The sequence below is a fragment of the Bacillota bacterium genome, assembly GCA_013178045.1.
GTDB lineage: Bacteria > Bacillota > Ch66 > Ch66 > Ch66 > Ch66.
In genome coordinates this window covers 1-16073 of sequence record JABLXP010000026.1, presented here as the reverse complement: position 1 = coordinate 16073, position 16073 = coordinate 1, and the positions used below count along the sequence as shown (strand labels likewise).

Here is a 16073-nt window from a genome sequence, read left to right as displayed (position 1 = left end):
GCTATATTCGGTCGCAAGTTTCACGCACCGTGTCAAAATACGTTAGAATCGTTCAGGTAAATGCCAGAATTTGTACTGAATGTTTTCCGACCAGGCTGGAGAATCCTGATATGTCCAATACCGTCTGAACGCAGCTACCGTATGGGCGGCCACCAGGGGTTGACCATAGGCATCAAAATCTACTACCACCGTTGAGTGCTGCCACTTGCCATCCCCGTCAAAGTCATAACTGATCACGTCCCCCAACTGCAGTTGGTCGGCACTTTCCACCTCGCTGGCGTGTAAACCAGTCTGGCTGGTCGGCAAATACCACCGCAGGCTGTGCGCCACTGCCCAACTCAAGCTCCAGCGGTCACTCTCCCCACCACTACCAAGGTACCACCAACCCCGAGGCTGCCCCACATAGGTCATGGGCGCACCCCCTGCCCGTAGTGTCTGCGATACGAAGTTAGTACAATCGACAGCAAATCGTTTGTACTGGGGGTTAAAATCATTCCACCAGCGCGCAGCGTAGCTTACTGCTCGCTGCCGGTTGTATTGTCCACTAGCCACCGTCGATATTTCAGGCCACCTACGCCTCGCCAGCAGTTGCAGTTGCATTGACGACTGAAGGGGTTCGGGCGGCCAAGGATAACCATCTACCTCCTGCTGGCTAGCTGTGATCACCCATTGTCCACCCCGTTTCGCCCACGTCAATTTCTCCCGCTGTCGGATCGCTTGGGCCTTGACTTGCCCCAACTGACGGTAGCGGGTCAGAGTCGTTCTGATTACTGCCAGGTTATAGATTGCTTCTCCATCGCCATCAATCAAGTCAAGCTCGACCTGGGTTCGGTGATCGAGAATGTTGAGCAAACGCGCACGATTTAAACTTCTCCATCTCTTGATTTGGCGGCTGCAGTACTCCCAGCCCGACTTGTCATCCTCTTCCGTATTATAGTAATAGTAACGCCATAACCCCCCTTGGTCCTCAATTTGGGTTGCCTGGTGCCAAGCTTGATAGTAATCTTGCACAGTCACCAGCAAATCTGGCGGAATTTTATCAGCCGCTGAACACGATTTTGGTAGTGGATTTAATGATACCCGTTGATATACCGTACTAATCTCTCCTCTCGCCATACTCAGTTTTTCTTTGCCGGCGTTTCTGTTTCCAATCTGTCTGCCCTATGATATGAAAATTGACACTATTCCGTCCCCAATGCTATACTGCAAGGGAATCAGTATGCAAAAAAGGGAGGCTAATGGCGATGGCCTTCGACGGTTTGGTACTGGCCGCGGTACGCGCCGAATTAAGCAAAATAATCATTCAGGGGAAAATTGACCGGGTATATCAGCCAGAGAAGGAAGAAATCATGTTACATATCCGTCAACCCGGCCAAAATTACAAGCTTATTCTGTCTGCCCAGGCCCAAGATGCCCGAGTTCATCTGACCACCGAAACGAAAGCCAATCCTCTTACTCCCCCCATGTTCTGCATGGTCCTGCGCAAACACCTAGAGGGCGGCCGCATAATCCGAATTGAACAGCCGAATTTCGAAAGAATCCTTCACCTGTATATTGAATCACCAAACGAGTTGGGACAACTTTCGGAAAAGATCTTAATCTGTGAGATCATGGGGAAACACAGCAACATTATCCTGGTTCAGGCAGAAGATCAGACAATCTTAGACGGCATCAAACGGTACACTCACGCAGTCAGCCGCTACCGGGAGGTTTTACCCGGGCGAACCTACCTGGCCCCGCCCAACCAGGGAAAACTCAACCCGCTGATCATCCAAGAAGAGGAATTACGGGACATTATCTGGTCATCAGCCTGGGATAAAACCTTACCCGATATTCTTTTTCAAACCTTAATCGGGGTCAGCCAACTCCTAGCTCGAGAACTGGTTTTTCGCGCTGGTCTGCCGTTCGATCTCCAGTTACATCACTGTGGCGAGTACGAGCTGCACTGTTTATGGCGGGCAGTGAGGTGGTTGCAGGAAACTATTGCTACAGAAAATTATTGCCCGACCATTGTGGTTAAGAGCGGGAAGACGGCCTTTTCCGCCGTTGAACTCACTCACCTGGGTAGCGGTGATTTTACCTGCTATCCAACCATCAACCATTTGCTCGAGACATATTACGCAGAGAAGCAATGTCAGCGTCAGTGGCAGGAGCGGTATCAGCGCTTAATAAAATTAGTTGACAACGAACTCAGCCGGTGTTATAAAAAACGAGCTCTCCAGGAAGAAAGTTTAGTTGAAGTCCAGGACGCGGAAAACTGGCGGATCGCGGGGGAGTTGCTCACCACTTATTTATGGCAGTTAAAACTGGGAGACACAGAAGTGGAATTACCTAACTTTTACGATCCGACCGAGAAACCGGTCCGGATCGTGCTAGATCCACAGTTGACCCCGGCCGAAAACGCCCAACAATACTTTCGAAAATACGCGAAGAAACGGGACAGCTTATCGATTATTCAGAAGCAATTAGCAAAAACTCAGGAGGAAATCGATTACCTGGAATCGGTGCAAACCGCGATAGAACAGGCCCAGAGTCTGGCTGAACTGATTGAAATTGAGCAGGAGCTGCAGGAAGAAGGCTACTTAAAAATCAAGATTGCCCCAGGTAAAAACCATCCCACTAAAACAAAAGAAATGCCCATGGAGCCAAGGGTATTTGTTTCCTCAGATGGACTGGAGATCCTGGTTGGCCGCAACAACAAACAAAACGACTGGTTGACCCTGCGCCTAGCTCAGAAAGAAGACTGGTGGTTCCACACCAAAAACATCCCCGGTTCACACGTAATCGTCAGAGTGCCGGCAGGTAAAGAGATTCCCAGCCGGACCCTGGAAGAGGCCGCTGTTCTGGCCGCTTATTTTAGCCGGGCCAAAAATTCCAGCGCGGTGCCGGTTGATTACACACAGCGGAAAAATATCCGCAAGCTCAAAGGCACCCCACCTGGGCGGGTGCTCTACGATCACCAGCGGACCATTTACGTCACGCCGACTGAGGAGCTGGTGAGCCGATTAAGAAAACAGTGAAAAATGCGAACAGGCGTTCGACTTGTTCCAGAGGCTATGGTAATATGTAAATTATAGAATAATTTATAAATCGAAGGATAGTCTTTGGTTCGTCTGGCCAAAAAACCAACTATGATCAACATCGATGAGCATATTCCTTCTTTAATTAACTACTGTCAAAATAATCAGCACATCATTGCCATGTACTTATATGGTTTCTACGGCACCAAGTATCAAACCCCGTTAAGCGATGTCGACCTGGCTGTCATTTTAGACCTGAAGAAAGATTTCAACCTGGCCGATCAGTTGGAGTTGCACGCTGAGATCTGCGAGGTGCTGCGCGAAGATGACGTTAACCTGACTGTGCTCAATCGTGCCCCGTTGACCATGATGTTTAAGGTTATTAGCACCGGCTGTCTCATATACGAACGCGATCCCCAGGCCGTAAACAATTTTCATGAGCGGGTGTTTAAAGAGTACAGGGACTTTTCTCTTGATCTAAGCCGGTTTCAACGCGAATTTGACGTTTCACTACGGGAGGCCTATCTCAATGGTCAACAAAGATAAGGTCTGTGATAAGATCTTCATTATAGTTTATAGAAAACTCCTCGCGCCGTTTGCGCTCACTTAAAGCGGTCACACTCCAACAATTCAAAGAAGACTTTATCCGCTGGGCGGCCGAGAGGTTCCTGTAATTCCGGTGTCATACTTATAAAATTTCAGCAAAAACTTAAAGCCAGGAGACATAATCCTCCTGGCTTACTTATCGCCAATTACGTTCTTGCGCACCGTGGGTTCGCTTAGACCTGCCGGCTACCCGGCTTGACCACGGGCAATCCTTCCTTACATAGCGGGCACTCCTCGGCCGGCCAGGAGACCACGTCCAGGGTCAGCACCGCCTCCTGCTGGACGCCAAACTTGACCTGCCCATTGCTACGGTCAACCAGTACCCCAACGCCAACGACTTCTCCGCCCTGGCCCTTGACCACCTCGATCACTTCTTGGACCGAGCCGCCGGTGGTCACGACATCCTCAACAACCAGGACTTTCTCGCCCGGCTTAATGGTGAAGCCACGGCGCAGGCTCATCACTCCGTTTTCCCGCTCGGTAAAGAGAGCCCGCACGCCTAAGGCCCGAGCAACTTCGTAGGCGACAATAATTCCCCCCATCGCCGGTCCGATCACCAGGTCAATCCGCTGACCGCGGAAACGTCGGGCTAGTTCTTCACCGAGCCGCGCAGTATGGTCAGGGTGTTGGAGAACCAAGGCGCACTGCATGTACCGGTCGCTGTGTCTCCCCGAAGTCAGTCGGAAGTGCCCCTCCAGCAGGGCCTGGTCCTCTTTAAACATGGCTAAAGCTTCTTCGCGTGTCAACATGCTGATTCCTCCATCTCTGTTAATATATCTTTGGCCGCCTGACGCGGGTTAGCCGCACCGGTTATTGGCCGACCAATGACCAGATAAGAGGCCCCCGCCTTAACTGCTTCACCGGGGGTCATGACCCGCTTCTGGTCGTTCAGAGCCGTTCCCCGGGGTCTGACTCCAGGAGTAACAATGAGAAAGTCCGGCCCGCAGGCCGCCCGGATCGACGCAATCTCCTGGGGCGAAGCCACCACTCCATCAAGACCGGCTTCTTGCGCCAACCTCGCCCAGGCCACCACCTGCTCGGTCAAATTCCGCTCAATGCCGATCTCCCTGCTTAATTGCTCCTGGCTAATACTGGTCAGAACCGTCACCCCGATTACCAGGGGCCTTGGTATCCCCAGTCGTTCGGCCTCCTGACGCGTGACTTTCACCGTTTCCTCCATCATTTCCCTGCCGCCGGCTACGTGCACATTGTACATATGTACCCCGTGTCGGGTCATCACCTTACCCGCCTGGGCCACCGTGTTGGGGATATCGTGAAACTTCAGGTCAGCGAAGATGCGTCCCCCCAGGCGTTTGACCACCTCCAGGATAGCCGGTCCCTCGCTGTTGAACAACTGCATGCCGACCTTGAACATGCCCACCTGGTCGTAGAGCAACTCCACCAGGCGCTCTGCCTCTACCTGGCTGTCCACATCCAGGGCCACGATCAGGCGGTCTTTAGCTGAAAGCATTAGTTATCGACCTCCTTGAGCAAAATATAATTCCCAAAACTACTTCTTCCAGGCTGCTCCGACCAAGTCGTTGATATCCTCCACGCCAAACTCTTGGCAATACGCCTCAATTCCCGCTATAACATCCATGGTCGCCCGGGGATTGACGAAATTACCCGTTCCAACCGCTACCGCGCTGGCCCCGGCCAGGATAAACTCGAGCGCATCCGCCGCGTTCATGATCCCGCCCATGCCGATAATCGGTAGGGGCACCGCCTGGGCCACCTGCCAGACCATCCGCACGGCCACGGGACGGATCGCTGGACCCGATAATCCACCCATCACGTTGGCCAGGATCGGTTTCCGCCGCCGGATATCAATCGCCATGCCCAACAGCGTGTTGATCAGCGATAGAGCATCGGCACCGGCATCAGCGACTGCCCGGGCTATTTTGACAATATCGGTTACGTTGGGAGAAAGCTTAGCAATAATCGGCAAACGCGTCGCCGCGCGCACCCCACCAATCACTTCCGCCGCCATTTTGGGGTCGGTACCAAAAGCCAATCCGCCCATCTTCACGTTGGGGCAGGAAATATTCACCTCCAGGCCCGCCACCCCTTCAGCCCGATCCAGCCGCCGGGCCACTTCAACGTAATCTTCAACCGTATTGCCAGCAATGTTAACAATCACCGGCACCCCGATTCCGCGCAAGTAAGGCAGGCTTTGCGCAATAAAGGCATCAACCCCGGGGTTTTGCAGACCGACCGAGTTCAGGATTCCCGCTGGGGTTTCGACAATGCGGGGTGGTGGGTTACCCAGGCGCGGTTCTAATGTAGTCCCTTTGACCACGATCGCCCCCAGTCGACGCAGGTCAATGAACGGAGCATACTCAGGACCAAATCCGAATGTTCCCGAGGCTGTCGTGACCGGATTTGCCATTTTGATTCCCCCGATGTTAACCGCCAACCTAGTCATCAAAGCTCACCTCTTCCCCGCGAAACACTGGTCCTTCAGTACAAACCAGAGCATAATCCCATCCACGGTCAGGCGCATGATCTTCTGGCGTGTTAGCCCGTTTAACTTTACAGACACAGGTCAGACAGGCCCCAACACCACAACCCATATGTTCCTCAACCGCTACCTGCAGGGGAATACGGTGGGTCATACTTAGCCGCTGCACTTCTTTCAACATCGGTACTGGCCCACAAGTATAAATGCTGGAGACGGTCTTCTCCGCCACCAGTTGTCTCAGCCGTTCAGTCACTAAACCCGCGTGTCCCAGGCTGCCGTCCTCGGTAACAACTTCGACCTCACTCCCAGTAGCCTGGAAGGTCTCAACACCCAGTGCCAGTTCGCGAGTTCTGGCCCCGATTAAGATGGTGACCTGCGCCCCCTGAGCGCTCAACTCCTCCACCAGGGCCAGGAGGGGGGCCACCCCAATTCCTCCTCCCACTACCACCGGATGGGAGCCGGCCACTGTCAGGTCAAAACCACGGCCCAAGGGACCCATAACGTCAAGTTGCTCCCCCGGCTTCATCGCCGCCAGCAACCGCGTTCCCCGACCGACCACTCGATACAATAGAGTTACCACGCCGGTTTTACGATCCCAGCGGTGAAGGCTGATCGGTCGCCGCAGCAACGGGTCCCAACCACTGCCAATCCGAATATGGACAAATTGACCGGGTTTTGCCTCTTCTGTCATCTCTGGTGAAACAAACTGCATCAGGTAGTGCTCAGGTGCAACCCGCTCGTTTTTAACTATTTCTGTTTGCATCACTATTGGCACTCTAAAACCGCCTTTCCTTGTTCGAGCTTAAAGATGGGTAACTACTAGATCAATAAATACTCCTGAAATACTCCTGCAGCGGCACCAACTGGAATTCCTCACCGCGGTGGAGTGAGCATAACACCTGCTTGATGATCGCCGCCGTATCCAGCGAAGTCAAACAGGGGATGCCCAGTTCCACCGCTGCCCGGCGGATTTTAAACCCATCCCGTTCCGGCATCTTCCCTTTGGTCAGGGTATTGATGACAAAGTGAATTTTCTCGCCGCGGATGAGGTCAATGATATGAGGTGAACCCTCGCGAATCTTGTTTACTTTCTCCACTTCCAGACCAGCCTCACGCAGGTACTGCGCTGTCCCACTGGTGGCTACCAGATAGAACCCCAGGTCGGTAAAGGCCTTGAGCAAAGGAACGGCTTCGGCTTTGTCTTTGTCCGCGATTGTCGCCAGAATCGTCCCCTGGGTGGGGATATCGATGCCGGCCGCCACAAACGCTTTGTACAAGGCCCGGTCCAGGCTCTGGTCGACACCCATCACTTCGCCCGTCGATTTCATCTCCGGTCCCAGCGAGATGTCAACCTGGAGGAGCTTAGCGAACGAAAAGACAGGCACTTTAACCGCGTAGAAGTTTGGCGCTGGGTGCAGTCCATGTCGGTAACCCAGATCTTTCAGGGTTTTACCCAGGATAATCTCCGTCGCCACCTTGACCATCGGGATGCCGGTGACTTTGCTGAGATAAGGCACCGTCCGGCTTGACCGGGGGTTAACCTCAATTACATAGACCCGGCCGTCCTTGATCACAAACTGAATATTAATTAATCCTTTTACCCGCAAGGCTCGAGATAGTTTAATTGTATAATCAATGATCTGATTCGTTTCATCTGCTGAAAGGGTATAAGCCGGATAAACTGCAACGCTGTCCCCGGAGTGAACACCAGCCCGTTCAATGTGTTCCATGATGCCGGGGATCAGCACATCTTCGCCGTCGCTAATGGCGTCCACCTCTGCTTCTTTTCCCTGCACATACTTGTCAACTAGAATAGGATGCTGCGGCGAAACCCGGACCGCAGTGGCCATGTATTCATCCAATTCCTCCTGGCTGTAGACGATCTCCATCGCCCGTCCACCCAGGACATACGAAGGCCGCACCAGTACTGGAAACCCAATCTCTGCCGCAATTTCCTTGGCTTCGGGGACTGAAATAGCTGTACGTCCCGGCGGCTTGGGGATTCCCAGTTCGATCAGGAGACGGTCGAACCGATCTCGGTCCTCCGCCCGGTCAATATCTTCGACTGAGGTACCCAGAATCTTGATCCCCGCGTCAGCCAGTGGTTTGGCCAGATTGATCGCGGTTTGCCCGCCAAACTGCACGATCACTCCTTCGGGCTGCTCTTTCTCTAGGATATTAAGTACATCTTCCGGGATCAAAGGTTCAAAGTACAGCCGGTCCGAGGTATCGAAATCGGTACTGACCGTCTCTGGGTTGTTGTTGATGATGATGGCCTGTCGGCCAGTGCCGCGCAGAGCCCAGACTGAGTGCACCGAGCAGTAGTCAAACTCAATACCCTGACCAATACGGATTGGCCCAGAACCTAAAACCACCACTTTGGGCACCTGGTCGGGTTCAGCCTCATCTTCCTGCTCATAGGCTGAATAGTAATACGGGGTTTCCGCCGCAAATTCGGCAGCACAGGTATCAACCATTTTGTACACCGGCACAATCCCGTGTTGCTTGCGGAAGGCCCTGACCTCAAGCTGACTCTTGCCAAGCAGTTTGGCCAGATCAACATCAGCATAACCCATTTTCTTCGCCCGGCTGATCAGTTGCGGTTCTGGAAAACCTCCATCATCACGCGGGGCCTGGGCCAGTTCACGTTCCAGGTTGACGATCTTCTGAATTTTAGCCAGGAAAAACGGGTCGATGTTGGTAACTTCGTTGATTTCGGCCATAGACATGCCCCGCCTGAACCCTTCTGCCACCACGAAGAGGCGTTCATCGTCTGCTTCCCGCATCTTCTCGAGCAATGCCTCGCGGTCCAACTGGCTAAAGGCATCCACCTTCAGGCCGTAAATCCCGAGTTCAAGTGAGCGAATCGCTTTCATCAGAGCAGCTTCGAAGGTTCGGTCAATCGCCATCACTTCGCCGGTCGCCTTCATCTGGGTCCCTAAAATGCGGTCGGCCAGCGAGAACTTGTCGAATGGCCAGCGAGGAATTTTTAGCACCACGTAATCGATGGTCGGTTCAAAACAGGCGTAGGTTTTGCCCGTGACCGCATTGCGAATTTCGTCAAGGGTATAACCGATGGCGATTTTTGTGGCCACCTTGGCGATTGGGTAACCCGTCGCCTTGGAGGCCAGGGCGCTGGACCGACTGACCCGTGGGTTTACCTCAATGACATAGTACTGCTGGCTCCGGGTGTCCAAGGCGAACTGGATATTACAGCCGCCCTCGATCCCCAGGGCCCGAATGATCTTCAGGGAGGCCGTCCGAAGCATCTGATACTCCCGGTCAGTGAGGGTTTGCGCGGGAGCGACGACAATGCTGTCTCCCGTGTGAATCCCTACGGGATCAATGTTTTCCATACTGCAGATCGTAATGCAGTTGTTAGCCGAGTCCCGCATTACCTCGAATTCGATCTCTTTCCAACCCGCGACGCTGCGCTCAATCAGCACTTGTTTGATAATACTGTATTTTAGCCCTCGGGCGGCAATTGCTTCCAGTTCTTGGACATTGTGCGCAACCCCACCGCCGGTCCCACCCAGAGTATAGGCGGGACGAACAATGACCGGGTAGCCGATCTTCTCGGCAAAGGCGACCGCATCCTCTACCCGGTTGACAATCCGGCTTTCTGGGACGGGTTCCTTGATCTCCTGCATCATTTTCTTAAACAATTCCCGGTCCTCGGCCTTTTTGATCGCCGAAAGTGGCGTCCCCAGGAGTTCAACCCCTTCTTGGGTCAGGAAGCCATCCTCGGCCAGCTGCAAAGCCAAATTAAGACCCACCTGGCCGCCCAGGGTCGGCAACAACCCGTTTGGTTTCTCCTGACGGACGATCTTGGCGACAAACTCTCTGGTCAGCGGTTCAATGTACACCCGATCGGCAATATTGGCGTCAGTCATAATGGTAGCTGGGTTGCTATTGACCAACACTACTTCAAGGCCCTCTTCTTTCAGCGCCCGACACGCTTGGGTACCCGCATAATCGAACTCAGCCGCTTGGCCAATAATGATCGGACCGGAGCCGATCACCATCACTTTGTGAATTCCCGCTCTTCTAGGCATAAGCTTCTCCCCCTGTTGCTTCAATTATTTTCTGGAGCTACATCAGCACCTTCTGGTCCATCAAGGTTAAGAACTTGTCGAAAAGGTATTCCGAATCGTGGGGACCAGGCGCGGCTTCTGGGTGATATTGAACCGAGAAAATGGGCAACCGCCGGTGCTGCATCCCTTCCACCGTTCCATCATTCAGGTTGCGGTGCGAAATCCAGATTTCCGCGGGATCAAGCGATTTCTCATCAACAACGTAACCGTGGTTCTGCGAGGTAATGTAAACTCGACCAGTTTCCAAGTCCTTGACGGGATGGTTGGACCCCCGGTGGCCAAAGGTCAGCTTGTAAGTATCACCACCAAAAGCCAGAGCGAGAATCTGGTGCCCCAAACAAATTCCCATGATTGGCACTGTACCGATCAGGTCTCTGACCGTCTGGATTCCATAACTGACTGCCTTCGGATCACCGGGTCCGTTGGACAGGACGATGCCATCAGGTTGGTAAGCCAAAATCTGGTCAGCATTGTAATAACAGGGAACCACTACCACCTCACATCCCCGCTGGTGTAGAGTGCGGACAATGTTCTGCTTGGTGCCAAAGTCAACCAAGACAACCCGCTTTTCTCCACCGGTCAGCACATAGGCCTGCGGCGTAGTGACCTGACGCACCAGATCTACGCCGGCAAAACCGCTATTCGTTTTGACTTCCTGAAGGAGGCCAGGGATGTCCGCAGTCTCAGTGGTGATAATCCCCCACATCGTCCCATGGGTCCGGATCTTCCTGGTCAGGGCCCGAGTATCAATCCCCTGGAGGCCGATAATCCCATAACGCCGTAAGAAAGCATCCAGACTAGCGTTGGACTGCCAGTGGCTGGGAAAATCACACATTTCCTTCACCACAAACCCCCGGACCGCTGGATGCTTGGATTCAAAGTCCCAATTGTTCACCCCGTAGTTGCCGATCAGCGGGTAGGTCATGGTCACGATCTGGCCGCAGTACGATGGGTCTGTCAGAACCTCCTGATAACCCGTCATCCCGGTGTTAAACACCACTTCGCCGCTGCGCTTGCCTACTGCACCGAAAGCCTCTCCTAAATATACGCTGCCGTCTTCCAATACCAAGTAACCTTTAGCCATGTCATCCTCCTGTGCTGTTTATCCTTGTTGATGTTGCTCCACAATCCGCCGGTCCTTCATGACTACTCGACCGCCAACGATGGTGATCACCGGCCAGCCGCGCAGCAACCAACCATTATAGGGGGAGTTCTTACCCTTTGATTCAAACTTATCTATGTCCACCACCAACTCCAGGCGTGGATCGATCACGGTGATGTCAGCGTCAGCCCCAACTGATAAAGTGCCTTTTGGCAACCCCAGAATGCGCGCTGGGTTAATGGTCAGTTTCGCCACCACTGTTTCCAGCGGCATCTTCTCCCGTTCAACCAGTTCCCACCAGATCAGGGGAACCGCTGTTTCCAGGCCCACGATCCCAAATGAGGCAAAGGTGTACTCCCCATCCTTTTCTTCGAGCGTATGGGGAGCGTGGTCGGTCGCGATCACATCAATGGTCCCATCAACCAGGCCCTGCTTTAAGGCCGCAATGTCACTCGGTGTCCGCAAGGGAGGATTGACTTTGGTGTAAGTATCGAAATTCTTAACGATCTCATCAGTCAAAGTCAGATGATGGGGAGTAACCTCAGCTGTGACTTTAACGCCGCGCTGCTTAGCCTCCCGAATCAGCCTGACGCTCCCGGCCGTGCTGACATGGGCGATATGTACCGGGGTCCCGGTCATTTCACTTAAGATCAGGTCGCGCGCCACCATAACTTCTTCGGCTGCGTTGGGAATTCCCTTAAGCCCGAGAACCATTGACCAGTAACCTTCGTTCATCACCCCTTCAGCGGAGAGGTGCAGGTCTTCACAGTGACAGATAATCGGCAGGTCAAACATTTTCACGTATTCCAGAGCCCGCCGCATCACCTCGGCGTTCATCACCGGCCGTCCATCGTCTGACAGGGCGACTGCCCCGGCCGCCTTTAAGTCGGCAATTTCAGCCAGTTCTTCCCCACCAGAGCCTTTGGTGATCGCGCCAATCGGATAGACGTTAACCAATCCGTTCTGTGCGGCCCGCGCCTTGATAAATTCCACCACTGCCTGGTTATCCACCACCGGTTTTGTGTTCGGCATACAGGCAACAGAGGTGAACCCACCCATGGCCGCCGCCCGGGTCCCCGTTTTAATGGTTTCTTTCGCCTCAAAACCTGGTTCACGGAGATGGACATGCATGTCAATCAAGCCTGGGGTAACGATCTTCCCGGTAGCGTCAATGACCTCGGTCTCGCGGTCAACCGTCAGGCTCGCCCCGATGGCGGCAATTTTACCTTTCTCAATCAGCAGGTCGGCGTTCTGGTTAATCCCATTCGCCGGGTCAATCACCTGACCACCCTTAACCAACAATTTCACTGACTGTCCCTCCTCCCAGTAACAGGTACAGGATCGCCATCCGGATCGCTACTCCGTTGGTCACCTGTTCATTAATTACCGAATGTGGTCCATCAGCTACTTCGGGAGAAATCTCGACGCCCCGATTCATTGGCCCCGGGTGCAAGACCAGAACATCCGGCTGAGCATACTTCAAGCGCTCGTTAGTCAAACCAAACAGGCGCGAATACTCACGGATGGTCGGGAAAAGTCCTTTTTGTTGCCGTTCCAGTTGGATACGCAGGACGTTGACTACATCCACCCCTTCTAGTGCCTCCTCGACCCGGTAGAAACTTTTGACCCCTAACCTGGTAATCTCGGACGGCATCAAGGTTGAAGGGCCAACAACTCGTACTTCCGCACCCAGTTTGGTCAGGCCCCAAATGTTCGACCGCGCCACCCGACTATGGAGGATATCGCCCAGGATGGCCACTTTTAAGCCCTCGATCCGGCCTTTCTTCTCGCGGATCGTATACATATCAAGCAGGGCCTGAGTCGGGTGCTCGTGCTGACCATCACCTGCGTTAATCACCGAGGCCTTGAGGTGCCTGGCCAAATAGTGCGGGGTCCCCGATACTTGATGCCGGATGATGACCGCGTCTACTCCCATAACCTCAATGGTTTTCGCCGTATCCCGCAAGCTCTCTCCTTTTTGGACGCTGCTGGTAGCCACCGCCAGACTGACAGTGTCAGCGCTCATATACTTGCCGGCCAGTTCAAACGAGGTCCGGGTTCGAGTGCTGTTCTCGTAGAAGAGGGTGGCGATCACCTTTCCTCTCAAAGCCGGTACCTTCTTAATGTCCCGGTGCATGATATCTTTCATCGGGATAGCCGTGTCTAAAATCAGCTTGATTTCTTCGGCTGAAAGGTCCTCGAGTCCCAGCAGGTCTTTGCGGTTTAACCCCATCAATAACCCTCCCTTTGATAATTTAATAATCAGCAGAAATTAATGTTATCTACAATAAAAAGACCTCCCTATTAGTCTGCGAGACTAATCAAGAGGTCATTCCCAAGCACTGCTGTTTGAGACTTTCCCCTTTTTAGTCTCGCTGGACTAAATTAAAGGGTATTCACTAGCCGCTGTGCTCTTCAATCACCACGCGTTCTTCGCCGTCAACCTCTACCAGCTTGACGTGTACGATTTCCTTTCTCGACGTCGGTACGTTTTTTCCCACGTAATCAGCTCTAATCGGGAGTTCTCGGTGGCCCCGGTCGACCAGCACTGCCAACTGGATGGCCTGCGGCCGGCCCAAATCCATCAAGGCATCCAGGGCCGCGCGGATTGTCCGTCCCGTGTAGAGAACGTCATCCACCAGGACAATGGTCTTTCCGGTGACGCTCACCGGAACTTCTGTCCGGTGCACAACCGGCTGAACTGTCAACATCGTCAAGTCGTCCCGGTAAAGGGTAATATCCAACGTTCCAATCGGAACAGATTGACCCTCAATTTCAGCGATTTTTCTGGCCAGTCGTTCGGCCAGAGGAACCCCACGGCGACGAATCCCCACCAGGACCACGTTAGCTATCCCTTTGTTCTTTTCGATGATTTCGTGGGCGATCCGGGTCAAGGCCCGTCGAATCTGGTCGGCGTCCATGATTTGGGCCTTCGGTTGACCGGTCATTCCTTTAACCCCCTTACAATACAGAAAAGCCTGCTCACTTTGACCAGCAAGCAGGCTAATGCGCAAAAGTTAAAGCCATTTATGGCCTTCCCCAGTATGTCACCCTTGCTAGTCTCACGGGACTGCTTAAAGGCATCTTAATCATTAAGATTATGATAAGTGATCGGCTGAGCCTTGTCAAGAACTTTACATATTGGGTGTTTTTGCTGTAATTGCTCCGGAAGTGCCGGCGCTAGTGAAAAGCAGAATGTGGAAAGAATTGTAGGGGTTTGAGGCAAGAAAACGACGGACAATTCACTAAACTCCCTTAAACTAAAGCAATGGAGCTGGAAGAACATGTAAATAAGCAGCAGACCAAATAATTTACCTAAATAACGTTCCATTATAGACTCGCTATATTGAAAAATTTCTGTCCAGGATAGCGCATTCCCAAATCAGCTAACGGATAATATGCGAACAAAGCAGCCAAAAATGTGCCTAAAACTACAGCCACCCACGCGTTTTGCCCGAGGAAAGAAGCTTCTTCACTGGGAATGAATAGAACCGATGTTGCAATATTAACAAATATGATTATAAAAATAGCCTGCTGACTGGTTTTCACCGTTTTTTATTTTTACCTCGAGCCAAATTTTGTTTATTCTTCTGGCGAAATAAACAATTAAAGGCGGCTGTTTTTTAGTAGCATTATTGTTAATATTAATATTTTTTCATCTATTCATGGCTATTTTTTCTAACAAGGTGGTCTCAGGCCAGGATTAAATTTGCGACAGAAACCTGGCGGCCAACCGCCAACGCGATGGAAGATACATCCTGCACCAGTTTGCCGAAATTCCGCGGGGTCAGTGATTGCGGTCCGTCCGACAGGGCCAATTCGGGATTGGGGTGGACCTCGATCATTAGACCGTCGGCCCCGGCCGCCACCGCGGCCCGCGCCACCGGATTCACCATTTTCCACCGGCCGGTCCCGTGGCTGGGGTCAACAAACACTGGCAGGTGCGTGAGTTCTTTGGCCACCGGCACCGCGCTGATGTCCACCGTGTTCCGGGTTTGCGTTTCAAAGGTCCGGATTCCCCGCTCACAAAGAATGACCTGCGGGTTGCCCGCCGCCAGAATGTATTCGGCGGCCAGCAGCCATTCCTCAATGGTGGCTGAGAGTCCTCGTTTCAATAAAACCGGTCGATTAACCTGCCCCAATTCCCGTAACAGGGTAAAATTCTGCATGTTTCGGCTGCCCACCTGAAGGATATCCGCGTAAACGCTCACGAGTTCCACGTCCCGCACATCCATGACCTCGGTGACCACCGGTAAACCAGTGAGCTGACGGGCCTCGGCCAGGATGGCCAGTCCTTCTTTCCCCAACCCCAGAAAAGAGTAAGGTGAAGTCCGGGGTTTGAACGCCCCTCCCCGCAGAAGGTTGGCGCCCAACGCCTTGAGTTGAAGAGCAGTGGTCAGGTACTCTTCTCGCCCCTCCACGGCGCAGGGACCAGCGATTATGACAATTTCCGTGCCGCCGATGGTCACCTCCCCTACCTGAATGGTGGTTCGCTTTGTGGCCTCAGTCCGGGCCACGAGTTTATAGGGTTCCATTTTCCTCTCCCCCCCTGATGGCTTGTTTCAACTGCCGCACCAGCCTGGCAACCTCAGCCAACATCTTCGCCGGGTCAGCGGAATACTGCTCTACCACCCTGACGATGGCGCTACCGACAATCACCGCATCCCCCAGGCGGGCCAGCCGGGCCGCCTGCGCGGGATTAGAAATCCCGAAGCCGATTGCCAGCGGCTGGGTACAGCAACTTCTCACCCGCTTAATGAAATCTTCAATATCGGCTGGGACATGATCCC

General features: G+C 53.2%; 16 protein-coding genes. 2 read left to right on the top strand and 14 right to left on the bottom strand.

What is annotated here, in order from left to right; all coding sequences use genetic code 11:
- Positions 1-42: 42 nt before the first annotated feature.
- Positions 43-1017 (bottom strand): amidase domain-containing protein, encoded by a 975-nt coding sequence (locus HPY81_09790; GenBank protein ID NPV27706.1) that lies wholly within the window; start codon positions 1015-1017, stop codon positions 43-45.
- A 227-nt stretch (positions 1018-1244) separates the two neighbouring features.
- Between HPY81_09790 and HPY81_09785 the strand changes: the two genes are divergently transcribed.
- Both HPY81_09785 and HPY81_09780 read left to right on the top strand, forming a co-directional pair.
- The gene (locus HPY81_09785) at positions 1245-3020 is read left to right on the top strand and encodes a fibronectin/fibrinogen-binding protein (GenBank protein NPV27705.1); all 1776 of its coding nucleotides are present in this window, start codon (positions 1245-1247) and stop codon (positions 3018-3020) included.
- A 111-nt stretch (positions 3021-3131) separates the two neighbouring features.
- The gene (locus tag HPY81_09780) at positions 3132-3566 is read left to right on the top strand and encodes a nucleotidyltransferase domain-containing protein (GenBank protein ID NPV27704.1); all 435 of its coding nucleotides are present in this window, start codon (positions 3132-3134) and stop codon (positions 3564-3566) included.
- Between the two features lie 233 nt (positions 3567-3799).
- Here HPY81_09780 and HPY81_09775 read toward each other — a convergent pair whose 3' ends face one another.
- The 13 genes from HPY81_09775 to HPY81_09715 form a co-directional block, all read right to left on the bottom strand.
- On the bottom strand, positions 3800-4375 hold the full coding sequence (locus HPY81_09775; protein ID NPV27703.1) for an orotate phosphoribosyltransferase: 576 nt from the start codon (positions 4373-4375) through the stop codon (positions 3800-3802).
- Entirely contained in the window at positions 4369-5097 is a 729-nt protein-coding gene (pyrF, locus tag HPY81_09770; protein NPV27702.1) for an orotidine-5'-phosphate decarboxylase, read from the bottom strand. The genes HPY81_09775 and pyrF overlap by 7 nt, the downstream gene beginning before the upstream one ends.
- A gap of 39 nt (positions 5098-5136) precedes the next feature.
- Positions 5137-6051, bottom strand: a complete 915-nt coding sequence (locus HPY81_09765; protein ID NPV27701.1) for a dihydroorotate dehydrogenase — start codon at positions 6049-6051, stop codon at positions 5137-5139.
- Positions 6044-6862, bottom strand: coding sequence for a dihydroorotate dehydrogenase electron transfer subunit (locus HPY81_09760; GenBank protein ID NPV27700.1), 819 nt, complete (start codon positions 6860-6862; stop codon positions 6044-6046). Before HPY81_09760 ends, HPY81_09765 begins: the two co-directional genes overlap by 8 nt.
- 49 nt (positions 6863-6911) lie before the next feature.
- Positions 6912-10142 carry a carbamoyl-phosphate synthase large subunit gene (carB, locus tag HPY81_09755; protein NPV27699.1) on the bottom strand — a complete coding sequence of 1077 codons (3231 nt, stop codon included), beginning with the start codon at positions 10140-10142 and terminating at the stop codon, positions 6912-6914.
- A 37-nt stretch (positions 10143-10179) separates the two neighbouring features.
- Positions 10180-11265, bottom strand: a complete 1086-nt coding sequence (gene carA / locus HPY81_09750) for a glutamine-hydrolyzing carbamoyl-phosphate synthase small subunit (protein NPV27698.1) — start codon at positions 11263-11265, stop codon at positions 10180-10182.
- Between the two features lie 18 nt (positions 11266-11283).
- The gene (locus HPY81_09745) at positions 11284-12591 is read right to left on the bottom strand and encodes a dihydroorotase (GenBank protein NPV27697.1); all 1308 of its coding nucleotides are present in this window, start codon (positions 12589-12591) and stop codon (positions 11284-11286) included.
- Positions 12575-13516: an aspartate carbamoyltransferase catalytic subunit gene (locus HPY81_09740; protein ID NPV27696.1), complete on the bottom strand. Its 942-nt coding sequence runs from the start codon at positions 13514-13516 to the stop codon at positions 12575-12577. The genes HPY81_09745 and HPY81_09740 overlap by 17 nt, the downstream gene beginning before the upstream one ends.
- Before the next feature lie 166 nt (positions 13517-13682).
- A complete protein-coding gene (pyrR, locus tag HPY81_09735; protein ID NPV27695.1) occupies positions 13683-14231 on the bottom strand; it encodes a bifunctional pyr operon transcriptional regulator/uracil phosphoribosyltransferase PyrR in 549 nt (182 codons plus the stop codon).
- 137 nt (positions 14232-14368) lie between these two features.
- Positions 14369-14614, bottom strand: a complete 246-nt coding sequence (locus HPY81_09730; protein NPV27694.1) for a hypothetical protein — start codon at positions 14612-14614, stop codon at positions 14369-14371.
- The gene (locus HPY81_09725; protein ID NPV27693.1) at positions 14614-14832 is read right to left on the bottom strand and encodes a GerAB/ArcD/ProY family transporter; all 219 of its coding nucleotides are present in this window, start codon (positions 14830-14832) and stop codon (positions 14614-14616) included. The genes HPY81_09730 and HPY81_09725 overlap by 1 nt, the downstream gene beginning before the upstream one ends.
- Positions 14833-14975: 143 nt before the next feature.
- Positions 14976-15818, bottom strand: a complete 843-nt coding sequence (aroF, locus tag HPY81_09720; GenBank protein ID NPV27692.1) for a 3-deoxy-7-phosphoheptulonate synthase — start codon at positions 15816-15818, stop codon at positions 14976-14978.
- Positions 15805-16073 (bottom strand): tryptophan synthase subunit alpha (locus HPY81_09715; GenBank protein NPV27691.1); only part of this gene is annotated, 269 nt, incomplete at its 5' end. The genes aroF and HPY81_09715, both read right to left, overlap by 14 nt.